The sequence below is a fragment of the Aurantimicrobium photophilum genome, assembly GCF_003194085.1.
Taxonomy (GTDB): domain Bacteria; phylum Actinomycetota; class Actinomycetes; order Actinomycetales; family Microbacteriaceae; genus Aurantimicrobium; species Aurantimicrobium photophilum.
Map to the genome: position 1 here is coordinate 970657 of NZ_CP023994.1, position 25234 is coordinate 995890.

The 25234-nt window shown below is 55.4% G+C and carries 24 protein-coding genes and 1 rRNA gene; 3 read left to right on the plus strand and 22 right to left on the minus strand.

Features of this window, described 5'->3' with window-relative positions:
- Position 1: 1 nt before the first annotated feature.
- The 17 genes from cmk to AURMO_RS04885 form a co-directional block, all read right to left on the minus strand.
- Positions 2–670 (minus strand): (d)CMP kinase, encoded by a 669-nt coding sequence (gene cmk / locus AURMO_RS04810; protein ID WP_110233560.1) that lies wholly within the window; start codon positions 668–670, stop codon positions 2–4.
- A complete protein-coding gene (locus AURMO_RS04815) occupies positions 670–1758 on the minus strand; it encodes a prephenate dehydrogenase (RefSeq protein WP_110233561.1) in 1089 nt (362 codons plus the stop codon). The genes cmk and AURMO_RS04815 overlap by 1 nt, the downstream gene beginning before the upstream one ends.
- A complete protein-coding gene (locus AURMO_RS04820; RefSeq protein ID WP_110233563.1) occupies positions 1758–2645 on the minus strand; it encodes a pseudouridine synthase in 888 nt (295 codons plus the stop codon). Before AURMO_RS04820 ends, AURMO_RS04815 begins: the two co-directional genes overlap by 1 nt.
- Positions 2629–3261, minus strand: coding sequence for an SMC-Scp complex subunit ScpB (gene scpB / locus AURMO_RS04825; RefSeq protein WP_110233565.1), 633 nt, complete (start codon positions 3259–3261; stop codon positions 2629–2631). The genes AURMO_RS04820 and scpB overlap by 17 nt, the downstream gene beginning before the upstream one ends.
- Positions 3251–4090: a segregation and condensation protein A gene (locus AURMO_RS04830; RefSeq protein WP_110233568.1), complete on the minus strand. Its 840-nt coding sequence runs from the start codon at positions 4088–4090 to the stop codon at positions 3251–3253. The genes scpB and AURMO_RS04830 overlap by 11 nt, the downstream gene beginning before the upstream one ends.
- Entirely contained in the window at positions 4077–4937 is an 861-nt protein-coding gene (locus AURMO_RS04835) for a ParA family protein (protein WP_239406792.1), read from the minus strand. The genes AURMO_RS04830 and AURMO_RS04835 overlap by 14 nt, the downstream gene beginning before the upstream one ends.
- A 108-nt stretch (positions 4938–5045) precedes the next feature.
- Positions 5046–5957 carry a site-specific tyrosine recombinase XerD gene (xerD, locus tag AURMO_RS04840; protein WP_110233570.1) on the minus strand — a complete coding sequence of 304 codons (912 nt, stop codon included), beginning with the start codon at positions 5955–5957 and terminating at the stop codon, positions 5046–5048.
- A gap of 18 nt (positions 5958–5975) precedes the next feature.
- A complete protein-coding gene (locus AURMO_RS04845) occupies positions 5976–6641 on the minus strand; it encodes an NUDIX domain-containing protein (protein ID WP_110233572.1) in 666 nt (221 codons plus the stop codon).
- A gap of 1 nt (position 6642) precedes the next feature.
- Positions 6643–8319 carry a CTP synthase gene (locus tag AURMO_RS04850; protein ID WP_239406793.1) on the minus strand — a complete coding sequence of 559 codons (1677 nt, stop codon included), beginning with the start codon at positions 8317–8319 and terminating at the stop codon, positions 6643–6645.
- Between the two features lie 14 nt (positions 8320–8333).
- Positions 8334–10022 carry a DNA repair protein RecN gene (recN, locus tag AURMO_RS04855; protein WP_110233576.1) on the minus strand — a complete coding sequence of 563 codons (1689 nt, stop codon included), beginning with the start codon at positions 10020–10022 and terminating at the stop codon, positions 8334–8336.
- Positions 10019–10930, minus strand: coding sequence for an NAD kinase (locus AURMO_RS04860; protein WP_110233579.1), 912 nt, complete (start codon positions 10928–10930; stop codon positions 10019–10021). The genes recN and AURMO_RS04860 overlap by 4 nt, the downstream gene beginning before the upstream one ends.
- 2 nt (positions 10931–10932) lie before the next feature.
- Positions 10933–11733 carry a TlyA family RNA methyltransferase gene (locus AURMO_RS04865; protein WP_239406794.1) on the minus strand — a complete coding sequence of 267 codons (801 nt, stop codon included), beginning with the start codon at positions 11731–11733 and terminating at the stop codon, positions 10933–10935.
- Complete coding sequence (locus AURMO_RS08985; RefSeq protein ID WP_204163590.1) at positions 11726–11890, minus strand: hypothetical protein; 165 nt, start codon at positions 11888–11890, stop codon at positions 11726–11728. The genes AURMO_RS04865 and AURMO_RS08985 overlap by 8 nt, the downstream gene beginning before the upstream one ends.
- Before the next feature lie 85 nt (positions 11891–11975).
- Positions 11976–13100, minus strand: a complete 1125-nt coding sequence (locus AURMO_RS04870; RefSeq protein ID WP_110233583.1) for a bifunctional 2-methylcitrate synthase/citrate synthase — start codon at positions 13098–13100, stop codon at positions 11976–11978.
- 22 nt (positions 13101–13122) lie between these two features.
- Positions 13123–14034 carry a methylisocitrate lyase gene (gene prpB, locus AURMO_RS04875; protein WP_110233585.1) on the minus strand — a complete coding sequence of 304 codons (912 nt, stop codon included), beginning with the start codon at positions 14032–14034 and terminating at the stop codon, positions 13123–13125.
- The gene (locus AURMO_RS04880) at positions 14034–15557 is read right to left on the minus strand and encodes an MmgE/PrpD family protein (RefSeq protein ID WP_110233587.1); all 1524 of its coding nucleotides are present in this window, start codon (positions 15555–15557) and stop codon (positions 14034–14036) included. Before AURMO_RS04880 ends, prpB begins: the two co-directional genes overlap by 1 nt.
- Positions 15558–15589: 32 nt before the next feature.
- Entirely contained in the window at positions 15590–16252 is a 663-nt protein-coding gene (locus tag AURMO_RS04885) for a GntR family transcriptional regulator (RefSeq protein WP_110233590.1), read from the minus strand.
- Between the two features lie 236 nt (positions 16253–16488).
- Between AURMO_RS04885 and AURMO_RS04890 the strand changes: the two genes are divergently transcribed.
- The 3 genes from AURMO_RS04890 to AURMO_RS04900 are packed head-to-tail and all read left to right on the plus strand — an operon-like array spanning position 16489 to position 20473.
- Positions 16489–18420: a propionyl-CoA synthetase gene (locus tag AURMO_RS04890; RefSeq protein ID WP_110233593.1), complete on the plus strand. Its 1932-nt coding sequence runs from the start codon at positions 16489–16491 to the stop codon at positions 18418–18420.
- Positions 18421–18473: 53 nt separating this feature from the next.
- Complete coding sequence (locus AURMO_RS04895) at positions 18474–18827, plus strand: DUF485 domain-containing protein (RefSeq protein WP_110233595.1); 354 nt, start codon at positions 18474–18476, stop codon at positions 18825–18827.
- A complete protein-coding gene (locus AURMO_RS04900) occupies positions 18824–20473 on the plus strand; it encodes a solute symporter family protein (RefSeq protein WP_110233598.1) in 1650 nt (549 codons plus the stop codon). Before AURMO_RS04895 ends, AURMO_RS04900 begins: the two co-directional genes overlap by 4 nt.
- A gap of 60 nt (positions 20474–20533) precedes the next feature.
- On the opposite strand, the gene AURMO_RS04905 is transcribed toward AURMO_RS04900, so the two are convergent.
- From AURMO_RS04905 to rrf, 5 genes are all read right to left on the minus strand, one after another.
- The gene (locus AURMO_RS04905) at positions 20534–21397 is read right to left on the minus strand and encodes an IS3 family transposase (RefSeq protein WP_162532641.1); all 864 of its coding nucleotides are present in this window, start codon (positions 21395–21397) and stop codon (positions 20534–20536) included.
- The gene (locus AURMO_RS04910; RefSeq protein ID WP_110232849.1) at positions 21394–21867 is read right to left on the minus strand and encodes a helix-turn-helix domain-containing protein; all 474 of its coding nucleotides are present in this window, start codon (positions 21865–21867) and stop codon (positions 21394–21396) included. The genes AURMO_RS04905 and AURMO_RS04910 overlap by 4 nt, the downstream gene beginning before the upstream one ends.
- Before the next feature lie 91 nt (positions 21868–21958).
- Positions 21959–23038: an HAD-IIA family hydrolase gene (locus AURMO_RS04915; protein ID WP_110233600.1), complete on the minus strand. Its 1080-nt coding sequence runs from the start codon at positions 23036–23038 to the stop codon at positions 21959–21961.
- The gene (locus AURMO_RS08990; RefSeq protein ID WP_204163591.1) at positions 23035–24933 is read right to left on the minus strand and encodes a hypothetical protein; all 1899 of its coding nucleotides are present in this window, start codon (positions 24931–24933) and stop codon (positions 23035–23037) included. Before AURMO_RS08990 ends, AURMO_RS04915 begins: the two co-directional genes overlap by 4 nt.
- A 111-nt stretch (positions 24934–25044) precedes the next feature.
- Positions 25045–25161 (minus strand): 5S ribosomal RNA (gene rrf / locus AURMO_RS04930).
- Between the last annotated feature and the right edge of the window lie 73 nt (positions 25162–25234).

Here is a 25234-nt window from a genome sequence, read left to right on the forward strand (position 1 = left end):
CTTACGACGTGCGTGAACGAATAACCTCTACGACCGCATCAATCGTCTGCTCATATGAGAAGTCAGTCGAATCGACGGTCACAACGCCATCGGCGGCGGTCATGAAGTCAGATACACGCGAGTCGGCTGCATCCCTGGCACGCAGTGCAGACGCAGTTTGATCTTGCGATTGCTGTGGAAGTTCCGCAGACCGCCTTGCCATTCTAGCTTCTTCACTGGCAGTGAGCAGGATTCGAGCAGGAGCATCAGGGGCAACCACGGTGGTGATGTCACGTCCTTCGGCAATGATGCCGGGCTTATCAGTGGTGGCCATGATGTGGCGGAAGAGATCACTGAGGTATTGGCGCACCACTGGAATCTTGGCAACTTTACTCACCACATCCGTGATGCGAGGTTCACGAATAGCTTCGGTGATGTCTTCTTCATTCACACGAACGAAGTACTCATCCGGGTTGGTACTGATGACATAGCCAAAGTCTTCCAAGCTGTCGATAACAGCCTGCTCATCTGCTGGGTCAGTGGCAGTGTTGAGCACGTGCCACGCCACTGCGCGGTAGGCAGCACCGGTGTCGAGGTAGGCAAAGCCCAGCTTGCGAGCTGCTGCCTTGGAAACAGAAGACTTTCCGCTTCCTGCGGGACCATCAATAGCAACAACTATGGGGGTGCTCATTAGGCCACTCTCCAGTTTCGTTTTTCAAGTTCACTCACGAGGGTCTCGCGAACCTCGGGCACGACCGAGAACTCGACCATACCCATCTGTGCACCTTCAGCATGCTCAAGGCGAAGATCTTCCAAGTTGATGTTGAGTTCGCCGAGTTCCGTCAGCAACTGAGCCAGCTGACCGGGGCGGTCATCAATGAGCACCACAATCTGTGCGTAACGCTTGTTTTGACCGTGCTTGCCGGGGAGGCGCGCAACACCAGCATTACCAGCCGACATTTCTTCGGCAATAACCTTGCGGGCACCGGGTGCGGATATGTCTCTCAGGGCGTCTGTGACGTTCTGAAGGTCTTTTTGGAGGTTCTCCAGCACTCCCACGATGGAATCCTTGTTGGCACCCAGGATCTGAATCCACAGCCCTGGTGAGCTCGCTGCAATACGGGTCACATCGCGCACACCCTGACCTGCCAAACGCACTGCTTCATCCGAAGCACCTTCAAGTTGCTTTGCCATCAGACTCGAAACTATCTGGGGAACGTGAGAAACCAAGCCCACTGCCTCATCGTGGGCTTCTGGGGTCATCTCGATGGGAACTGCACCCAAGTCCAGGACGAGGTCTTCAACCAGCGCTAAAGCCCACGCAGGAGTCTCTTCATCGCGGCAGACCACCCAAGGACGACCCAAGAACAAATCACCACGGGCAGAAATAGCTCCGCCACGTTCGCGGCCAGCTAGCGGGTGGCCACCCACGTAGTGGGTGATGTCAACGCCACGAGCTTGCAGCTGGTGCAAGGGAAAAAGTTTCACACTGGCCACATCAGTAACAACGGCGTCAGGGAAAGCTTTGAGCTCTGCCTCTATGACATCTGCGGTGACATCTGGTGGCACGCACACCACAATGATTTTGGGGCTGTCATCAGAGTGTGCGGGGCGTCCAGCGCCCAAGTCAGATGCGAGATGGACTGAGCTAGGTGACGAGTCGGCGAGCGCAACATCAATCCCCTGCGAGCGCAGTGCAAGACCGATACTGGCACCGAGTAATCCCGTTCCGACGATACGGACTTGTGCGTCGAGGCGCACGGCGTTGGTATCTGACATTAGTTGTCATCTCCTTCGCTCATATCGTCGTTGTCGATCTCGGTGTATTCGGGCAGTTCTTCGGTGTTGGAGCGGGAAAGCGCGAGCACTGCCCCGAGTTCAACTTTAGTGAGGTCTCTCATGTGACCTGCGGGAAGGGTGCCCAAGTTCAGGGGACCAAATGCACGGCGGACGAGCTCAAGGACGGGGTGACCGACCTCTTTGAGCATGCGGCGCACAATGCGGTTACGCCCCGAGTGCAGGGTGATCTCCACGATGGAGGAGTCTCCATTGTTAGAGGAAGACAACAGGCGAGCTTTATCTGCCTGGATAAAGCCGTCGCTCAAGTCAAAGCCCTTCGTAAGCTTAGAAAGGGTCTGTGGCGTGACCTTGCCTCGCACCTTGGCAATATATGTCTTCTGCACACCAAAGGACGGGTGAGCCAGCACATGTGCAAGGTCTCCGTCATTTGTGAGAATGAGCAAACCACTGGTGTCTTGGTCGAGACGCCCCACATAGAACAGGCGCTCTTCGTAGTCTCGGGTGAAATCAGAGAGATCTGGGCGCCCACGGTCATCAGCCATAGAGCTGACCACACCAACAGGCTTATTCAGAATCAAATAACGCTTCGAGGTGTCTACCTGCACGGGGATTCCGTCTACAGTGACTTCGTCTACTTCAGGGTCCACGCGAAGCCCAGGTTCGGTTACTAACTGCCCGTTAACCGCAACACGGCCTTGAGCAATCATGTTCTCTGCTACCCGGCGTGAAGCAACACCTGCTGCAGCCATCACCTTCTGGATACGAATACCTTCAGGCGCTGCTGCTACGTCCCAGTCCTCAATAGGTGGGCGGTCAGCGTTCTTCACACCTTCGGGTAATGGATCACCACTACGAAGCGTCGACATCGAAGCCTTCCTGGCCATCTGGCAACAGTGGCGAGATGAGGGGAAGCTCATCTAAAGAGTTGATTCCAAGTTGCTGGAGCAGTAGGTCACTGGTGCCGTAAAGAATGGCACCGGTCTCAGCATCACTGGATACTTCGGTGATCAATCCACGGCTGAGCAGTGTGCGCACTACCGAATCCACGTTCACGGCACGGATCTGGGCAATCTGACCACGGCTAATGGGCTGCTTGTACGCAATAACCGCCAGGGTTTCCAACGCAGCTTGTGACAGCTTGGTGGGGTTCTGGGTCAGAACAAAGTCAGCAACAACGTGGTCGTAGCTTTCACGGACATACAAACGCCAGCCGCCGCCGACTTCACGCAGTTCAAAACCGCGCTCTACTCCCCCGTTGGCTCCGTTGTAGTCGTTCACCAAGTTCTCAATAGCCTGCTTCACTGCTTTGACCGGAACGCTCATGGCCGTAGCAATGGAGACCATGGACTGTGGCTCATCCGCAATCATGAGGATGGCCTCAATAGCGCGCTCAACATCGACCACAGGCACGTGCTCTGCGACGGTGGCTTCCACGACGTCTTCCACAGTCACTTCAACATCTGTCTGTTCGTTAGCGGTCATAGTCAGCCCCCAAGTTGGCGAGGTTCTCATCGGACCAGTTGGTGGCGGTCCATTCGATTGTCAGATCTCCCAGGGGTTCATCCTGGGCAAAAGAAATAGCTGCGTGGCGGTAGAGTTCCAGCACCGCGAGGAATCGCGCCACGATGACACCGGCAATTGCCGCATCTGCGACGAGTTCTCGGAATGTCATGGGCTTGCCCTGACGAAGCTTGGTCACGACGGTGGCAGCCTGCTCACGGATACTCACCAAGGGCGCATGCAGGTGATCAAGTCCCACCACGGGAATCTCACGCGGCGCCATGGCCAGCATGGCCAACGCCGCGAAGTCATCAACGCTGGTATTCCAGATCAGTTCTGGCACCTGCTTGCGGAAGCGGTCTTCTAGACGCACAGTGCGCACGTGACGCGTGGACTCGGCATCCATGTTCTCGCTGAACCACTTCGCCACGTCCTTGAAGGCACGGTATTGCAACAGTCGTGCAAAGAGCAGGTCACGAGCTTCAAAGAGTGCTGCATCTTCAGCGTCTACAACTTCACCCTGAGGAAGTAGCCCCGCAACCTTGAGATCGAGCAAGGTTGCTGCAATGACCAGGAACTCGGTGGCAGCGTCGAGTTCTTTCTCAAGATCGAGAGTCTTGAGGTATTGAATGAACTCGTCGGTGACAACGCTGAGCGAAATCTCGGTTATGTCGAGTTCATGCTTAGAAATGAGATTCAGAAGAAGGTCAAAAGGGCCTTCAAACTCCCCCACTGCAACACGAAAACCGCCGTCGACAACCTCTTCAGGAGTGCCGACAGCGTCAGTGGTGGCTTCGCTAAGCGACGACACCGCGTTCGATCAGTTCACGAGCGAGCTGGCGGTAGGCCTTCGCAGAAGCGTGCTCAGGAGCAAACTCGGTAATAGGAACACCAGCAACAGAAGCATCGGGGAACTTCACGGTGCGACCAATGACGGTGTCGGTGACCTTGTCACCGAAGGTTTCGACAACACGCTCCATGACTTCCTGCGAGTGCAGGGTGCGGGGGTCATACATCGTGGGAACAATGGCATCGAGTTCGATGGCAGGGTTCAAGCGTTCCTTGACCTTGTCGATGGTCTCAATCAGGAGAGCAACACCACGGAGTGCAAAGAACTCGGTAGCCAACGGAATAATGACGCCGTGAGCTGCGGTGAGCGAGTTCACTGTCAACAGCCCCAGTGAAGGCTGGCAGTCAATGAAAATGACGTCGTAGTCGTTCTTCACCTGGCGAAGCACACCAGCAAGAATCTGCTCGCGGGCAACCTCGTTGATGAGGTGAACTTCAGCAGCAGAGAGGTCGATGTTGGCAGGAATGACATCCAGGTTAGGAACCTTGGAGTGTTGAATAGCTGACTTAGTGTCCTTGACCGATCCACGCATGAGGTCGTAGATGGTGGGAACGTCGTGAGTTTGGATGCCCAAACCTGCAGAAAGTGCACCCTGGGGGTCGAAGTCAACAGCAAGCACCTTGCGGCCGTATTCAGCAAGTGCTGCAGCCAGGTTGATGCTGGTGGTGGTCTTACCTACTCCACCCTTTTGGTTGGACATAGAGATGATGCGTGCAGGACCGTGAGAAGCAAGTGGCTCAGGTACTGGGAAGTCTTTCAAGGGACGTCCAGTTGGGCCGACTTTCACGCCGTTCTTGTACGTAACCACTCGAGTGTCCCCACTGTGAGATTGAGCAAAATGTTGGCATCCTGAAAACCATGTCCCCGGACTACCGTGATGCCCATTCTAGCTAGTTCTCAGGCTGAAATACCTTGACTAACCTTGCGCACGTGGGTGTGCCGTGATGTAGGTCTCACGCAACGTATCTGCGGTCACCAGAGTGTAGATCTGCGTGGTTGCCACAGAGGCGTGACCGAGCAGTTCCTGCACTACACGAACGTCCGCTCCGCCTGCTAGCAAGTGGGTGGCAAATGAGTGCCTAAAGGTGTGTGGCGAGAGCTCTACATCAAGCTGTGCCCGCTCTCCTGCCTCCCGAATGATGAGCCACGCCATCTGACGACTCACACGAGCACCTCTGGGGCCTAGAAACAATGCCGGGGTGGACTTACCTCGAGCAGAGAACACAGGGCGCACACGCACCAAATAGGCATCCAGCGCTGCTTGGGCATAAGAACCCACGGGCACGATGCGCTGCTTTCCACCTTTACCGCGCAAGCGAATCATGCCTTCGCTCACGGTGACATCATCAACATTGAGGCCGACGGCCTCAGAAATACGAGCCCCAGTGGCATAAAGCAGCTCTAAGAGAGCTTTATCTCTCACTCGGACTTCGTCATCACCGTCGGTGGCAGCAATCAATGCTGACATTTGGTCGACGGAGATGGCTTTGGGAAGTCTCTTAGGGAGTTTCGGAGGATTCACATCCGCGGTGACGTTGTTCACGATGATGTTCTCTTCCACCATGAACTTGTGGAATCCCTTGATGGAGCTGAGCGTGCGGGACTGGCTTGATGACGTCAGAGGGCTCTCGGTGCGGGTGGCAAGCCATTGAACATACGCGCTCACGTCCGGCAGGGTGATGGCTTCAGCCTCTGTTGTGCCACGCTCCCCTAGCCAGGCCAGATACGCGTCAATATCGCGCGTGTAGGCAGCAACAGTGTTCTGAGACAGACCACGCTCAATGGCGACATATCTCAAGTAGTTATCGCGGGCTCGTTGCAGGTTCATGGTGAGTAGTGCGCTGGCTTAGGCCTGCCAGGGAGCTCCTGAGCCCAGAGCATCACGGTGTTCACGCATAGCCCACGGGGCATCACCTGGACGCAGAGTGTCCCAACCTCGTGCCCGGGAAGCAAAGGCGTTCAGAACAGCAATCTGGAAGATGGAATTACTGACGTTTCCTGCCAACACGGCATCATGGGCCTCGTCCAAGCTCACCCAGCGCAGTTCCATGTCTGCTTCTTCTTCACTGCGTTCGAACGGAACGGGAGTGTTGTGGAGATCCCGAGCAAGAAAGATGCGCACGATCTCGTTGGAGCCGCCAGGTGAGGTGTAGTAATCGGAGAGAACCGACCACGAATCTGCTTGCAGATCTACTTCTTCAGCGAGTTCTCGTTGCGCAGCAAGAAGTGCGCTTTCACCAGCAATATCCAGCAGTCCTGCCGGAATCTCCCATTCGCGGGTGCGAATGGGGTGACGGTATTGCTGGATGGCAATGAAACGGTCGTTATCGTCTAACGCCAAAACCGCTACTGCCCCAGTGTGGTCGACGTAATCACGGGCAATCACGTGACCGTTGTATTCAAACCGTTCGTGCTCGATGTTCCAGACACGGCCGGTGAACACCGTCTCGCGTTCGGTGATGGTCACCTCGGCAGGCTGGTCAACCAGACCTTCCGCGTTGGTGTCAGCCACGTTAGGCCTTTTCGATGTCGAACAGGCGAGTAGCCTTCTGGCGCTCCAGCGATGCTTCAACCAGACCTGAGAACAGGGGGTGAGCGTTGTTGGGGCGTGAACGAAGTTCAGGGTGTGCCTGGGTAGCGATGTAGTAAGGATGAACCTCACGAGGAAGCTCAACGAACTCAACTAACTGACCATCAGGAGAAGTACCCGAGAAGGACAGACCAGCGTCAGCAATCTGCTGACGGTAGGTGTTGTTCACTTCGTAACGGTGACGGTGACGCTCTTCAATCAGTTCAGATCCATAGACCGCAGCAGCGAGTGAGCCTGGCGTCAAGGCAGCCTTGTAAAGACCCAAACGCATGGTTCCACCCATGTCGCCATCGTTGATGATGTCGACCTGCTCCGCCATGGTGGCGATCACAGGGGTCTTGGTTTCAGGGTCGAATTCTGAAGACGAAGCATCAGGCAAACCAGCAAGGTTGCGAGCGTACTCAATAACCATGCACTGCAGACCGAGGCATAGACCCAAGGTTGGAATGCCGTTCTCCCGAGCAAACTTCAGCGCACCGAGCTTGCCTTCAATTCCGCGAATACCGAAACCACCAGGAACACAGATGCCATCAAGATCAGAGAGGTTCTCTGCAGCACCTTCGTGACTTTCACAGTCGTCAGACGGAATCCAACGCAGGTTCACCTTGGTGCGATGGGCGAAGCCACCGGCACGAAGTGCCTCAGAAACAGAAAGATACGCATCTGGCAGGTCGATGTACTTTCCAACCAAACCGATTGTGACTTCGTGTGCAGGATCGTGCACTGCTTCCAGCAGTGGCGACCAGTGCGACCAGTCGACCTCGTTGCAGTCCAGGCCAAGCTGCTCCACGATGTAGGCGTCGAGGCCCTGGCTGTGCAGCATGGTGGGGATGTCATAGATGCTGGGAACGTCTACTGCGTTGACGACAGCGTCTTCGTCCACGTCACACATCAATGCAATCTTGCGCTTGTTGCTTTCAGTCACGGGACGGTCAGAACGAAGCACGAGTGCATCTGGCTGAATACCAATGGAGCGCAGCGCGGCAACAGAGTGCTGAGTGGGCTTGGTCTTCTGCTCGCCCGAGGCGCCCATGAAGGGAACGAGGGACACATGCACGAAGAATACGTTCTTGCGGCCGAGTTCGTGGCGAACCTGACGAGCAGACTCAATGAATGGCTGTGATTCGATGTCGCCAACGGTTCCACCGATTTCGGTGATGATGACGTCTGGCTGAGGGATGTCTTCTGCCTGCAGGCGCATGCGGCGCTTGATTTCGTCCGTGATGTGAGGAATGACCTGAACGGTGTCACCCAAGTATTCGCCACGGCGTTCCTTCGCGATGACCTGAGAGTAGATCTGACCGGTGGTGACGTTAGCGGCCTGAGACAGGTTGATGTCAAGGAAGCGCTCGTAGTGTCCGATGTCGAGGTCGGTCTCGGCGCCATCGTCGGTGACGAAGACTTCACCGTGCTGGAACGGGTTCATCGTTCCGGGATCCACGTTGAGATATGGATCGAGCTTTTGCATCACAACGCGGAGACCGCGTGCGGTGAGAAGATTGCCGAGGCTAGCCGCCGTCAGGCCTTTACCGAGTGACGAGACAACGCCCCCGGTGACAAAAATGTGCTTGGTTACGTTGTTTCCCGAAGTATTCACCACGGAATTAGAGCTTATCAGCGGGAGGAGGCCAGTTGAATCAACTCGCGGGCGTGAGCCAAAGCATTTTCAGAATCTGGCAGTCCGGAGAGAAGACGTGCCATCTCGGCTTCACGGTCTGCTCCACGCAGTGTTTGCACGCTACTTTCGGTCACTTCGCCTGATGTGTCCTTGACTACTCGTAGGTGATTGTTCGCAAAAGCGGCAACTTGCGCCAAGTGCGTGACAACAATTACTTGGGACTTTTCTGCCAGGCGGGCAAGGCGTCGACCGATTTCAATCGCCGACGCACCACCAACACCGGAGTCCACCTCATCGAAGACATAGGTGGGAACAGAGTCTTGTCCCGCTATGACTACTTCCAGCGCCAACATGATCCGAGAAAGCTCACCACCGGAGGCACTCTTGGAGATGGGGCGTGGATCAGAACCAGGGTGAGGCCGCAACAACAGCTCAACTGTGTCGCATCCATGAAGAGCCAGCTCGTCGTTCTTTGTGACCTTCACAGACAACTGCGCATCGGGCATTGCCAACGCAGAGAGTTCCTCGGTCACCGCAGCAGAGAGTCGAGCAGCAGCTGCTTCACGGAGGTCGTGAAGCGCATCAGCACCGCGCACTACAAGTGCATGATCTGCCGCTACTTCTTCAGCCAACTCGGTGATGCGATCCGAATCACCGTCAAGTTCGAGCAGTCGACGACTACCTGAATCCAACAGCGCAATGACGTCATCGAGCGTGGGGCCATATTTACGAATAAGTGTGTTGAGTTCTGCACGACGGTTCTGGATAACGTCGAGATCTCGCTCCCCTTCACCCTCGAGGTTCGCCAGGTGACTCGAAAGCTGACCAGTGACATCGTGGAGCTGGAAAGACAGTTGCGTCAAAGTCTCCGCAATACCCGACAGCACTGGATCAACATCTGACATCTTCTCGAGCTGACGCTTAGCCGCATCCACACGAGCGAGAGCATCTCCTCCGTCACCTTCTTCAGAGGAAAGCGCTTCTCTGGCAAGGGCCGTCGCTACACGAAGATCTTCAGTATGAGTTAGACGCTCGGCGAGAGCCGTGAGCTGTTCATCTTCACCAGATTGTGGCGCGGCAGCTTCGATCTCAGAGATGGAGAGGCGAAGTTCTTCGGCTTCACGCGTGCGCGCATCGCGCTGGGCAGTGATCTCGGCTAGTTCTGCGGCGTTGTTCTTCCAACGACGGAAAGCGTGGGCATACTCCCCCAACACTTCTGCAAATTGTGCACCGGCAAAACGATCTAGAGCTTCACGCTGTGCTGAGGCAGAGCGTAAACGGACTTGGTCAGACTGCCCATGCACAGCAACCAGGAGTTCACCTAGTTCACCTAGGACCGCAACAGGAGTACTGCGTCCACCCACGACTGCTCGTGAGCGACCTTCTACAGAAACCGAACGACCAAGCAGGAGCTCGTCTCCTTCGATGAGACCACCAGCGTCGTTCACTGTTTCGGTGATGGCTTCGGGGTTGGTGAGGATCCAGCGACCTTCCACCCATGCGGTGTCACTTCCATTGCGCACGGCCGAAGAGTCTGAACGCTCACCGCGCAACAGTCCCAGCGCAGTTACAACCATGGTCTTACCAGCCCCGGTTTCACCGGTAATGGCTGTGAAGCCAGGACCTAGCGGAAGCACAGCCTCAGAGATCACTCCGAGGTCTCGGATGCGAATCTCCTCGATCACTGCCCTGGTCCTCGCCATCCCGTGACGGGAAGATCAAACTTCTCCACCAAACGGTCAGTGAATGCTTCCGCGTGGAAGCGGGCGAGGAGAACGGGGGAGGGTGACTTCTTCACAATCACACGTGCACCTGGGGGCAGGTTACGGGTGCGACGACCGTCACACCACAGCACTCCGTGACCACTGCGGCGCTCCATGATTTCCACTGCAAAGACAGAATCCGGCCCAACCACTAGCGGACGGGCAAAGAGTGCATGTGCCGAGAGGGGCACGAGCACCATGGCGTCTACAGTGGGCCACACAACAGGACCCCCTGCTGAGAAGTTGTATGCCGTCGAACCAGTGGGGGTACTCATCACGACGCCATCACAGCCAAAACTGGAAAGGGGGCGGCGATCAACCTCGATGACAACCTCGAGCATGCGCTCACGGCTTGCCTTCTCAACGGTTGCTTCGTTGAGGGCCCAGGTTTCAAAGACAACCTCGTTGGCCACTTTCACGCGCACAGACAGCGTGGAACGCTCTTCAACTTGGTAGTCCTTGGCTAGCACACGAGCCACCGTCTGTGGAATAGAGTCACGTTCGGTTTCTGCCAAGAAACCAACGTGTCCAGTATTCACACCCAGCATGGGAACCGCAGCATCTCGCAAGAGTTCTGCCGCACGAAGAATGGTTCCGTCACCACCGACCACAATGGCGCATTCAATCTGTGTGACAGTGACGTCCTTGTCGAGAGTGACCAGAGTAGTGAGTTCTGGTGCAAGTTCTTTGACCGGGGCGACTTCAAGTTCACGCAAAACAGGAATAGCACCCTGCGCCTGAATCTCACGGCACACCTGAACGGCTGCTTCGAGGGTGGCCTGCTGGGCAGCGTGAGAGACAACAAGAATGAAGCGTTGTTCAGCGCTCATTGTCATGCTCCTGCCAGTTGGTGAACCTGCTGAGTCCATTCTGACGGATTCGACTGACTATCTGCACGGAGCCAGAGCACATACTCGTGATTACCCGCTCCGCCCAAGATTGGGGAGGACAAGATGCCACAGACACCAAGACCGTTATCGAAAGCAGACCAGAGCACCGCCATGACCGCATCTTCACGCAGAGCAGGGTTGGTTACGATGCCCTCTTTGACGCCTGTGCGACCGACTTCAAACTGTGGCTTGACCAGAAGGACATAGTCCGCGGTGGGCGTGGCACACGCTTTCAACGCGGCCATGACATGAGTCAAGGAAATAAAGGAGAGGTCAGCAACAACAACATCAGCAACAAAGTCCTGCTTGACCAGGCCAGAGAGCTGGCTTTGATCGAGATTCTTGGCGTTGACCCCTTCCACAACCAACACACGCTCATCTGAGCGGATGCGTGGAGAGAGCTGACCGTGACCCACATCCAATGCCACGACAGGCTCAGCGCCACGTTCTAAAAGAACCTGAGTGAATCCTCCGGTGCTCGCACCCACATCAAATGCAGCGCGGCCTTTCACGTCAATGCCGAAGCCTTCGAGGCCGGCAAGGAGTTTGTGTGCAGCGCGAGAAACGTAGTGGTCTGCGCCATCAACACTGAGTTCGTCGGTTTCCTCAACCTTGGTTGAAGCCTTATTCACAACTTTGCCGCCCACACGAACAAAACCTTCAGAGATGAGGGTTGCTGCATGTGTGCGCGAACGCGCCAGGCCGCGCTCAGCGAGGGCAGCGTCGAGACGTTGACTAGTCACGGGTAGGAATGTCGCCGCCTTCGAGCTGAGCACGCAGATCGTCATAAAGCTTTGCGTAACCCTCAGCTCGGGTTTCAAGTGGCTGCCCCTCAACAACCGAGAGCGTGGAGACGAGTTCGCCGTCTGCGGGGCTCTGGGTGTTCTCAGGAGTGCTCATAGTTCAAGGTTATCTCACGCGTTGATAAGAAAAACCTTGCTGGAGAGACGATCCTGCAAGGTTTTTCTTATTTCCCCTCAATTGTTCAGAGGTGACGCTCATCCACACCGTTGTAGGCCGACAACGGACGGATAAGTGCGTTCGCTTGGAGCTGCTCCATGATGTGAGCAGTCCAACCGGTGATTCGTGCTGCCACGAAAATTGGAGTGAAGGTCAGTGTGTCAAAACCCATCAGGTGATACGCAGGACCAGAGGGGTAATCCAGGTTGGGCAGGATTCCCTTGCGCTCGGTCATGGCTGCTTCGAGACCCTCATATAGGTCAAGAACATCGGGGCGGTTGTAGTACTCGATGAGCTCAACCATGGACTTACGCATGGTGGGAACGCGAGAGTCACCCTTCTTATAAACACGGTGGCCGAAGCCCATAATCTTGCGCTTCTCTGCCAGTGCCTGCTCGAGCCATGCTTCTGAGCGAGCTGGAGCATCAGGGCCGAAACCAATCTCGTTGAAGATATGAAGCACAGCTTCGTTCGCACCACCGTGCAGAGGTCCCTTGAGTGCACCAATGGCACCGGTCACTGCTGAGTAGAGATCAGACAGCGTCGAGGTAATCACACGTGCGGTAAAGGTCGAGGCGTTGAAGGAGTGCTCTGCATACAAAATCAGGGAGACACGGAAGGCATCCACCACCACGTCATCTGGAATTTCGCCGAAGCTCATCCAGAGGAAGTTTGCTGAGTAATCCAGGTCTTCGCGAGGCTCAATGACTCCCTCGCCACGACGGCGACGCTGGTCATAGGAAACGATGGCGGGAAGCTTGGCAAACAGCGTGATGCTCTTGGCCAGGTTTCCTTCAGGAGATGAGTCGTCTGTGTTGGGGTCCGACGCACCAATGACACTGACTGCTGTGCGCACAACATCCATGGGGTGGGCTGTCAAAGGAAGCTCATCGATGACGCGCTTGACGTTGGCGTCCAGAGCGCGTTGTGCTCGCTCAGACTTCTGGAACCCAGCAAGTTCTGCTGCTGTAGGAAGTTCGCCGTGCCAGAGCAGCCAAGCTACCTCTTCGAAGCTCTTGCTGGCAGCGAGCTCTTGCACAGGGTATCCGCGATAGAGCAGCGAGTTGGTCTCAGGGTTCACTTTGGAGACGGCGGTTGCGTCAACAACAACACCGGCAAGGCCTTTGAAGATCTGGGGTTGTTCAGTCATTGCGTGTTCCTCACAGATTGAGCTAGTGCTTGGTGTGGGTGCTCAGGTCGAAGTTGAAAATGCCTGAATCGAAGTGGTTGTATTCCTCGTAGTCGAGGGTTTCGTAAAGTTCTGCACGGGTCTGCATCTCAGGAACAGAAGCCTGGAAGGAACCAGTTTCCTTCAAGGAATCAAGTCCTCGGACCGCAGAGCCCATGGCCAAACGCAACAGCGAAACCGGGTAGATCACGATGTTCACGCCGATGTCAGAGAGCTGCTGCTTCGTGAAGAGCTCGCTCTTGCCAAACTCCGTCATGTTCGCGAGCATCGGCACTTCAATTGCTGCACGCATAGCCTCAAATTCCCTGAGGTCCTTCATGGCTTCAGGGAAGATCGCGTCAGCACCAGCATCGATGAGCATCTTGGCGCGGTCGATTGCTGCATCAAGGCCTTCAGCGGCACGGATGTCGGTGCGAGCCATGATAAGCAGGTTCTCATCACGACGAGCATCTACTGCGGACTTGATGCGCTTGACGGCGGTGTCGTTGTCCACGACAGCTTTACCATCAAGGTGACCGCAGCGCTTGGGGTTGACCTGGTCTTCAATGTGAAGGCCAGCAACACCCGCATCTTCGAGAGTCTGTACGGTGCGGGCAAGGTTGAGAGGTTCACCAAAACCCGTGTCCGCATCGATGAGCGCAGGAAGATCCGTCATGCGCGCGATCTGCTGTCCACGTCCGGCAACTTCGGTCAGGGTGGTGAGACCAATGTCGGGCAGACCAAGGTCTGCTGCCAAGACAGCACCAGAGATGTAGACACCGTCAAAACCTTTGCTCTGAATGAGCTTGGCCGAGAGCGGGTTGAACGCACCGGGGAACTGCAGCAGTTCACCGGTGGCTAGACGCTCTCGGAAGAGACGACGCTTCTCTGCAGGAGTTGTCTTGGCATACAGCATTAGAACAGACCCTTGGGCAGTGGCGCAGAAGCCAGAACGCCAGCCTTAGCTGTGACGGTCAAGCCCCCGATTTCTTCAGCAGTGAGCTCGGGTAAACGCTGAACCAGAGCTAAGAAGCGTTCAACTTCAGCATCTTCGATCACACCGTCAGCGAGGATACGGAATTTGTTGATGTACTGCTCCCGAGCGAAGGGTCGAGCACCGAGGGGGTGAGCGTCTGCCACAGCAAGCTCGTCCACGATGACTGTTCCATCGTTGAGAGTGATCTCGACGCGACCACCGAATGCTTTCACAGCAGGGTCTTCGGAGTGGTAACGACGAGTCCACTCAGCATCTTCCAGCGTGGTGGTCTTGTTCCACAGTGCAACGGTGTCAGCACGACCTGCACGTGCAGGAGCGTAGCTGTCCACGTGGTGCCACGCTCCATCCTGCAGTGCCACAGTGAAGATGTAAGGAATCGAGTGATCCAGGGTCTCACGGCTAGCCGTGGGGTCATACTTCTGCGGGTCGTTTGCTCCCGAGCCGATGACGTAGTGAGTGTGGTGCGAGGTGTGGATGACCACAGACTTCACGTTCTCGGGGTTAGTTGCCTCAGGGTGCTCGTTGTGGAGCTTACGAGCAAGGTCAATCAGGGCCTGTGCCTGATATTCAGCCGAGTGTTCTTTGGTGTACGTGTCGAGGATGCCACGCTTGGCCTCGCCCTTTTCAGGAAGTGGCACTTCATATGCTGCGGTGGGTCCGTCGAGCATCCACGCAATAACTCCGTCTTCACCTTCATAGATGGGCGTGGGGCTGGTCTCGCCGCGCATCGCGCGGTCGACAGCCTCCACCGCCATCTTTCCAGCGAATGCAGGTGCGTGTGCCTTCCATGAGGAAATCTCACCCTTGCGTGACTGTCGGGTTGCAGTGGTGGTGTGCAGTGCTTGACCGATCGCCTGGTAGATGGTTTCGGTAGGAAGCTTCAACATTGTTCCGATACCAGCAGCTGCCGAGGGACCGAGGTGGGCAACGTGGTCAATCTTGTGCTTGTGCAGGCAGATGGCCTTCACCAGGTCAACCTGAATTTCGTAGCCGGTTGCAATACCGCGAACCAGGTCAGCACCGGAGACGCCTACGTGCTGGGCAACAGCAAGGATGGGTGGAATATTGTCGCCGGGGTGTGAGTATTCTGCAGCCAAGAAGGTGTCGTGGTAGTCGAGTTCACGAACAGCAACACCGTTAGCCCAGGCTGCCCACTCAGGTGAGACGCGGAGATCTTGAGGCTCACCGAACAGGTTTGCGCCGTTGCCACCTGTCGATGAGGGATGTGAGAGTGCCTGCGAACGAGCAGACACAACTGGCTTACGAGTCAGTGACGCAACAGCAACAGATGCGTTATCGATGATGCGGTTGATCACCATCTCGGTTACCTCTGCAGAAACAGCAACAGGGTCAGAAGCTACTTCTGCGATCTTCCAAGCGAGCTGGTCTTTGCGCTCAAGAGTTTCTTCACTCTTGTAGACGCGCACGTTGTGGAGCTTCATAGGGTTTCCCTTCGTGGGGTGTCAGTTGCGGCTTAGGCCACGTCGGCGGATTTAAGGTGCCCCTTTACCGAGGCTCGAATGTTGGTTAAAGATTTGTGGAGGTGCACGTGAGTTGCGTGGGCAGCGAGGGCTGCATCTCCGTCGATGATCGCTTGAATGATCAAGAGGGTCTCGGTCGCGCTTTCGTGCAGGCGAGCTGGGTTACCGCGGGCAATACGGCGGATGCGTGAGAGGTGAACACGTGAGTTCTGAAGAGCAGAGACGAGGTAGGCATTGTTGACTGCCTCATCGAGTGCTTCATCAAACCTCTCGTTGAGTTCGTAGTAGTGACGAACGCCCTCTTCACCAGATTCAATGAGGCGATTGGCATCTGCAAACTGCTCAGCAATCTTGATAAAAACTTTGGGGTCTCGACGTTGTGCGGCTAGTCGTGCAGCCTGTTCTTCGAGTGCTTCTCGAACTTCATAGAGCTCAGTGATGTTTTCGAGTGAAATCTCTGTAACCACAACACCACGGCCTGGGGCCGACTCTACGAGGCCATCTGCAATAAGACGAGATAGAGCTTCACGTAATGGCGTGCGCGAGACACCGAGACGCGTTGACTGTTCTACTTCAGCCAGGACGGTGCCGGGAGCGATATCGCCATCCACAATTTCGTGGAACAGCTTGCTATACGCCTTATCGCTTGCTCTCACGAGGTCTCCTTCGACGGGTTAGCTTGAGCTTATTGTATACAGACCAGCTCCTCTATGTATACACACAGGTGTTTCAACACGCAATAGTTGTCGAAATATTGCACGTTTTGGTGTTTTGTGTATACAGTCGTCTCTAACGTTTCATTTCCTGGGGACATTTGTATCCAGGTCAGGGAACTGCAGCACAACTCAACAAGCCACAACGATGTGGTTTGAACTCAAAGGGGAGGCGAGAAATGACTGCAACCACAGGTGCTTACCGGGCAGCTTATGAAGCCAGTGCTGCAAACCCTGAAGCCTTCTGGATGAATGCCGCAGAAGCAATCGACTGGATTACCGATCCCACCTCTGCCCTGGATGATTCTGGTGCTCCCGTGTATCGCTGGTTCCCCGGGGCTGAACTCAACACCTGCTTCAACGCCGTAGACCGTCACGTCCTCGCTGGTCGCGGCGACCAGACTGCAGTTATCTACGACTCCGCAATGACCGGGGTCAAGGATCGCTTTACCTACTCCGAACTTCTTGACGAAGTAAAGGCTTTTGCCGGTGTGTTGGTTGACCAGGGTGTGACCAAGGGTGACCGCGTCATCATCTACTTGCCCATGATTCCGCAGGCCATCATTGCGATGCTCGCCTGTGCCCGTATCGGCGCTGTGCACTCGGTTGTCTTTGGTGGCTTTGCTGCCAATGAGTTAGCGGTTCGTATTGATGATGCCACTCCTACTGTTCTGGTAACTGCGTCAGGTGGTCTTGAGCCCGGTCGCACCGTGGAATACCTGCCCATGGTTGCTGAAGCACTTTCTCTCTCCAAGGGCTCCATACACACCGTCATTGTGAAGGAACGACGCAACGTTCCAGGAACCATCAAGACCTACAACGGAGTCAATGATGTGACCTGGCTCGACTGGGATGACGCTGCAGCGAAGGTGACACCCGCTGACTGTGTTCCTGTTCTCGCTACTGATCCTCTCTACGTTCTTTACACCTCTGGCACCACCGGAAAGCCCAAGGGCATCATGCGTGACAACGGCGGTCACGCCGTTGCACTCACGTGGTCGATGGCCAACATCTACAACATCAAGCCCGGTGAAGTGATGTGGGCAGCGTCAGATGTGGGCTGGGTGGTTGGCCACTCCTACATCGTTTACGCTCCCCTGCTTGCTGGTGCCACCACGGTGATCTATGAAGGTAAGCCCGTGGGAACTCCCGATGCTGGAGCTTTCTGGCGCATTGTTGATGAGTACAAGGTTCGCGCGCTCTTCACTGCCCCCACGGCTCTGCGTGCAATTCGCCGCGTAGACCCCGAACTCAAAGAACTGGCCCGCTACGACGTCACCAGCATGCACACCCTGTTCATGGCAGGTGAGCGTCTCGACACGGAAACCTTGGAGTGGGCTTCTGAAGGTCTCAAGATTCCTGTCGTTGATCACTGGTGGCAGACCGAAACCGGATGGGCCATCACCGCAAATCTGCGCGGGATTGAAACCCTGCCCATCAAGCCTGGTTCTTCCACCGTTCCTGTTCCTGGCTACAAGGTTGAAGTAGTCGACGGCAAGGGTAACCACGTTGCTGCCGGCGAAGAAGGCAACATCGTGATCAAGCTGCCGATGCCTCCCGGAACCCTCGCTGGTCTATGGGGACGTCCCGATGGTTACCAGAAGGCGTACCTTGAAGCCTTCCCCGGCTACTACGCCACCGGTGACTCCGGCTACCTTGACGAAGACGGCTACGTCTTCGTCATGGGTCGCACCGATGATGTCATTAATGTGGCAGGCCACCGCCTCTCTACCGGACAGCTCGAAGAAGCTCTTGCCCACCACCCCGATGTTGCCGAATGCGCAGTTATTGGCGTGAAGGACGAACTCAAGGGACAGCGTGCCAGTGGGTTTGTCACCCTCAAGGCTGGCGTGGATCGCAACCACGATGAGATTTGTACTGAACTGGTCAAACTGGTGCGTGACAAGGTGGGCCCTGTTGCCGCCTTCCGCGATGTGCTCGTGCTTGAGCGTCTACCTAAGACCCGCTCAGGAAAGATTCTGCGCAAAACCATGCGTCAGATTGTGGATGGCGAAGACTTCGTTGTCCCACCAACCATTGAGGACATCAGTGTCCTCGAAGACCTCACGGTTGCCCTTGTGGGTAACCCTGAACCGATGAAACCGGCCTGATAACCGGTGACATCACGTAATACCCCTTATCCACATTTCGGCAAGGAGGCCGTGTGAGTAAAGAAGAGACCGAGAAGGGTCATCACAGGATTGACTATCCTGCCTTCGAAGAAACCCCTAAGTACAAGGAGCTCCGCAAGCGTCAACGCGGATTCGTTATTCCTGTGCTCATTGCAGCTATGGCTTGGTACTTCCTGTACGTAGTTCTTGCTGTGTTCGCATCCAACTGGATGGCAACACCTGTCATTGGTGTTATCAACATTGGTCTGATTTTCGGACTTCTTCAGTTCGTTTCGACCTTCGCAATCACCATGTGGTACGTCAGCTTCGCAAACAAGCGTCTTGACCCACTGGCAAGCGAACTTCGTCAGGAACTCGAAGCTAAGCAGAAAGCAGGTGTCGCATGAGTAACGCACTAGTTCTCGCTGCAGATACAGCAAACGCAGGAGCGAGCGATCCCGTCCTCAACATGAGCATCTTCGGTGCTTTCGTTATTGTGACCATGATCATCGTTATCCGTGCTGGTCGTAACAACAAATCTGCCAACGACTTCTACGCTGGTGGCCGCTCCTTCAGCGGTACCCAGAACGGTATGGCTATCGCAGGTGACTACCTGTCGGCAGCATCCTTCCTTGGTATCACCGGTGCTATCGCACTGGCTGGTTACGACGGCTTCCTCTACTCCATCGGCTTCCTGGTGGCATGGCTTGTAGCCCTCCTCCTCGTCGCTGAACTTATGCGTAACACCGGCAAGTTCACGATGGCTGACGTTCTGTCGTTCCGCCTCCACCAGCGCCCCGTGCGTCTGGCAGCAGCAATCTCCACTCTGGTTGTCTGCTTCTTCTACCTCCTCGCTCAGATGGCTGGTGCCGGTGGTCTCGTTTCGTTGCTCTTGGGCATCAACGACCAGCTCGGTCAGTCGCTAGTTGTGGGCGTCGTCGGTGTCCTCATGGTGATCTACGTTCTCGTAGGTGGCATGAAGGGTACTACCTGGGTTCAGATCATCAAGGCAGCTCTGCTTATTGCAGGTGCTGGCATCATGACCATCTGGGTGCTCGCACTCAACGGTTTCGATCTGTCTGCATTGCTCTCGAAGGGTGTTGAGGTTTCTCAGGCACTCGAGGCACCATTCGACCCACTGCAGCCTGGTCTGAAGTACGGCAAGAACCCCATTGACTTCATTTCGTTGTCAATGGCTCTCGTACTCGGTACCGCTGGTCTCCCTCACGTTCTCATGCGTTTCTACACGGTTCCTACCGCTAAAGAAGCTCGTAAGTCCGTTGTATGGGCGATTTGGCTCATCGGTGCGTTCTACCTCTTCACCTTGGTTCTCGGCTTCGGCGCTATGGTCCTCGTTGGTCCTGCTGTCATTGCTGCTGCACCTGGTGCTGCTAACTCGGCCGCTCCTCTGCTTGCAGCAGCTCTCGGTGGCCCCGTATTGCTCGGTATCGTTTCGGCGATTGCGTTTGCAACGATTCTTGCTGTGGTTGCTGGTCTGACCATCACCGCTGCTACCTCGTTCGCACACGACATCTACGCAAACGTCATCAAGCGCGGTGAAGTTCGCCCCAACGCTGAGGTCAAGATTGCTCGCATCACTATTGTTGTGATCGGTGCTCTCGCCATCCTCGGTGGTATCGGTGTTCAGGGACAGAACATTGCGTTCTTGGTTGCACTTGCTTTCGCAGTTGCAGCTTCCGCAAACCTGCCAACCATCATCTACTCGCTCTACTGGCGCCGCTTCAACACTCGTGGTGCACTGTGGTCGATGTACGGTGGTTTGATTTCCTCTGTCGTTCTGATTGCATTCTCCCCTGTGGTTTCCGGCAAGGTTGACCCCAAGACCATGGAGCTCACCGCTTCCATGATCAAGGGCGTTGACTTCCACTGGTTCCCACTGGACAACCCAGGTATCGTTTCGATCCCTCTCGCATTCCTGCTCGGTATCATCGGTACCTACTCAGGTGGCAAGAAGGAGAACTCCTGGCTTGCAGCTGAAATGGAAGTTCGTTCACTCACCGGTCACGGTGCAGAGAAGGAAGTTCACCACTAAGCACATCCGAACAAGCAAGAACGCCCCTGGTTTCTGAACTGAACCCCTTAAGTGGGAGTTCTAATTGGGAGTCGTTTCTAAGTTTGCAAGGGACTGTGTCCGGTAGTCAACCGGGCTCAGTCCCTTTAACTTTTCTTGGATGCGTTCGTGGTTGAACCAGTGAATGTATTTCTCTAGTTCTCGCTTGAACTGGGGCATGCTGGTGAAGGTGTGTTGACGTAGGAATTCTTCTTTGAAGTGTCCAAAGAAGTTCTCTGCAACTGCGTTGTCGAGACAGTTGCCTTTGCGTGACATTGATTGGGTAATCCCTCGTTGTTTCAACGCGAGTTGATAGCCAGCATGACGGTAATGCCATCCCTGATCTGAATGCATCACCAACCCAGTGCCTGGCTTGAGCTGCGTGAAGGCTTTCTCCAACATTCCTGTGACTAAACCCATCACCGGTGATGGTGCTAGTTCATAGGAGATCACTTCACGGTTGAATAAATCAATCACCGGTGAGAGATATTGCTTCTGCCCCAGGACATAAAACTCAGTAACGTCCGTGACCCATTTCTTCGACGGCTGCGTGGCGTCAAAGTTTCTCGCCAACACGTTTGGCGCTGCCTTGCCAATCTCGCCCCGGTAGGACTTGTATCTCTTCCGTCGTCGAACTTGGCATGTGCGGCCTTCTTGACGCATCAACTTCAACACCGTCTTCCCACTGAGCCGGAGACCATGCTTGGTGGCAAGAACGGCGCGAATGCGCCGATAACCATAAGAACGATAAGAACCATCAAAGACCTCACGAAGTAGCGGTCGAAGCTGCTCATAACGGTCGTGTGGAGTTTTGGAGCGGTGGCGATAGTAGGTGGAGACAGATAACCCCACCGCCTTCAAAACAGCCCGTGTGGGGTATTTGTGCTCCAGCTCAGTGACGATCAAAGACCGGAAAGCCGTCGATCTTCCTCCTGGGCTAGAGCTACCCATTTTTTTAGAATCTCGTTCTCCATTCGAAGAAACGCAAGTTCTTCTTCAGGCGTCATCGGCCCATCACCACGAGCTTTGCGTCCCGCAGTTTTCGACAAACCCTCAGGTCCCTCGTTGCGATAAAGAACAACCCATTTATCGAACACGGCGCGAGTTGAGATATCGAACTCGACAAGAACATCCTGCTTCGGCGTTCCAGAGAGGAACTTCTCAACAGCTGCAATTTTCAACTGAGGCGAATACTTTTTATTGCCCATAACAGCTGAGTCTAAAAGACGACCCTGCATATATTGGTCGTGCCAATTACGCACAGATTCCCGCTTGAGACCGAGTTGTGTAGCAATGGCATGAAAACCAAAACCCGCATCAAAAAGTCTTGCGACTTCGATGCGGGTTTCGAGTGAATGTTTGACCCTGAGATCCATGAACTTTCTTCCCTTTCAAGTAGAGACTCTTAATTACGAGTCCCACTTTTGGGGTTCAGTTCATTTCCCAGGGGCGTTCTTGCTTTAGGAATTAGATATACAGCTCTTCAGGAACGGTGAAACCGAAGATGGCCAAACCGCTGTCCCAAATCACCTGACACGCAGCACGCAATAGATCAAGCTTGTTCTCTCCCCGACTCACGATGGTGAGATTCATTCCGTCTTTGCGCACGGTTGCCCCTCGCACCGTAACAGAGCCATCTTTATTCGTGATGACGGCAGGATAGGGCTCTGAGAGCTCGCGCAAGTCATTCAGGATGTAATCAGGGCGAGAACCGACAGGGGCAGCTAACAACTGCTTGGCCTGGTCAATTCCGGTCAGGACCAGCACCGTTTTCATTCCGGCACGATTGCCACCCATGACGTCGGTGTCGAGACGGTCTCCAATAAACAAGGCAGTCTCTGGAGCTGCGGCTGTGCCGAAGCGACGGGCTGCCTCGTCGAAGATGGGGAGTTCCGGCTTTCCCGCCACAACTGGAAGCCGACCGACCGCAGTGTGAACGGCAGAAACGAGTGTTCCGTTGCCAGGCGCAACACCGCGGGCAACAGGTATGGTCCAGTCCATATTGGTGGCAACCCAGGGAATACCAGCAGTTTCACCAGCCCCAGTAACAGTGCCACCAAAGGCATCTGCCGTTGGGCGAGCGTTCAATGCGAAAGAAGCTTCAGCCAGTTGCTTCCACCCCACATCGGGAGAGAAACCCTGAATTACAGCAGCAGGATTGTCTTCTGCTGAGAACGTGACAACGTAACCGTTCTTCTCCAGCTCATAGGTGAGGCCCTCACCACCGACAACCAAAATGGTGGAACCAGGTTCAACAAGTTCAGCAAGGAGATGCATGGCGGCCTGAGGTGAGGACACAATATCTTCGTCAGAGCAGCTCAAACCCAGCTCACGCAGGTGACCTGCGACACTGGCTGCCGTGCGCGAAGCGTTGTTGGTGATGTACCCCACACGTATGTGCTCAGCAACAGCATTCAACGACTCCACGGCATGTGGAATCGCTCCAGGCCCTGCATAGACAACACCATCGAGGTCAGCAAGAACAACGACCTTCCCCTCAATGGGGCTAGGGGCTAGTTCTGGCTGCTTCTTGGAGAAGAGGCTCACGCCTTATCTCCCTCGGCATCCAGGTGCGCTGTCTCAATCAGAATCTGGCGGACATCATCTTCGAGAAGGTCATCAGGACTAATTCCTTCAGCGATGAGGGCATCCTTTTCCTCTGAACTCAGTTCCACCTCAGCACTGTCCGATTCCTCGAACGCGCCTGAGCTGATGACATCAGCCAAAGCGAGACCTTCGTTATCAACCAGGCCCTCAGATACGAGCTCGAGCTCGTCTTCTTCGAGTTCTTCTTCGAACACGACAATGTCTTGTTCATCTTCGTCCGAAGATTCCATCAGGTCCGCAGCAACGAGAGCCTTCTCGGCAATTTCAGCACAGGTGGTCCACTCAGCAGCTTCTTGGTGTCGACCAAGCTCTTCCAGAACCTCTGCATAAGCACTAAATAATGCAGGGCTATAGGTGAACGCCTTGGTGGGATCAAGCTGAGGAATTTCGAGCTCGGCGAGAGCAAGGTCAACCTGATCGAGATCCAAACGAGCACCCGACATCGCAATAGAGAGAGCAACCTGTGTTGCTTCACTGAGTGTGGAGCGTTCAACAGAACGGCCCAGTTCCAGCGCCTTGTCTGGACGTCCAACACCACGCTCTGCATCCACCATGAGTGCAATCTGCTCGTTCGAGCCAGAAATGCGACGGTAGGTGCGAAGTTCACGCAAAGCCAGAGCAAAGTCACCAATGGCATAAGCCGTAATTCCGAGAGTTTCACGAACAATCGCAATACGACCAGCACGACGTGCTGCCGAGAGCACATGCTGGTGAGCCAGTTCAGGATTCTCATCCATCAAACGAACCGCCATCACAAGGTGCTTGGCAACGCGTTCTGCGTTTTCCTTGGTCAGAGTTTTCAGCTCATTACGAGCGACCTTGTCGAGTTCATCACCGGTGACATCGTCATCGATCCAGGGGTCATCGTGGTGTGGACGAACCATACGAAGTTCGCGAGCCATGCGCTGCTCTTCAGTAAGTTCTGGCTCTTCCCAACGAGAAGAGCGGTCATCACGACCACGAGGAGCACCAGCACGATCTGGACGACCTCCACGGTCACCGAAACGGGGACGTTCTGAACGATCTCCGTAGGATGGTCGATCTCCCCCACGATCTGGACGAGGACCACGGTCACCATATGAGGGACGGTCTCCGCGTTGGGGACGATCTCCATAACTTGGACGGTCAGAACGCTCCGGACGGGGGCCTCTGTCGCCGTAGGAAGGACGGTCTCCACCGCGATCGGGGCGAGGACCACGATCACCATATGAGGGTCGTTCTCCCCGCTGAGGACGATCACCATAACTAGGACGCTCGGAACGTTCCGGACGACCGTTACGGTCTCCAAATGAAGGCTTACCGCCTCTATCTCCGCCTGGACGTTCGCCTCGAGGAGCTCCATTTGAACCGCCTCGGCCGAAACCACCGCGCTCTGGGCGTGCGTTACGGTCTCCGCGGTCACCATATGCGGGGCGATCACCCGCTGGACGGTAAGGACGGTCACCTCGTGGTGCACCGTCACGACTGCCGTAGGTAGAACGTTCTCCACGGGGTGCACCATCACGATCTCCATAGCGCGGGCGGTCTCCACGGGGGGCACCATCACGATCTCCATAACGAGGACGCTCTCCCCTATCGGGACGAGCTCCATTTGAAGGTCGTTCTCCACGCTGAGGACGGTCACCGTAAGAAGGGCGCTCTCCACGCTGAGGACGGTCACCATAGGTGGGACGATCACCGCGTTGCGGACGTGACTGTCCATCACGGGGAACGCCATAGCGGTTGGGACGTTCTTCTCGAGAACCCTCTGAGCGGTTGTAGCGGGGGCCCTGGCCATCGCGGCGGGCTCGGTCAGCACGATCAGGCGTGCCAAAATCTTCGTTGTTATCGCTCATAAGAGAGTCCTCTGTGTAGTTTGATCGCATCTGTGGCGTTGCCAACAGGTGCAATGTCTAGCTTAACGCAAAATAGCCACCCGTAAAAACGGGTGGCTATTTTACAAATAAGTCCGGCGGTGTCCTACTCTCCCACAGGGTCCCCCCTGCAGTACCATCGGCGCAGAGAGTCTTAGCTTCCGGGTTCGGAATGTAACCGGGCGTTTCCCTCTCGCTATGGCCGCCGAAACACTATTGATGTATATCAAAGTGAAACGAGCACATACGAAATGTGCAGGTTCTCGACCGTACATCGAGAACC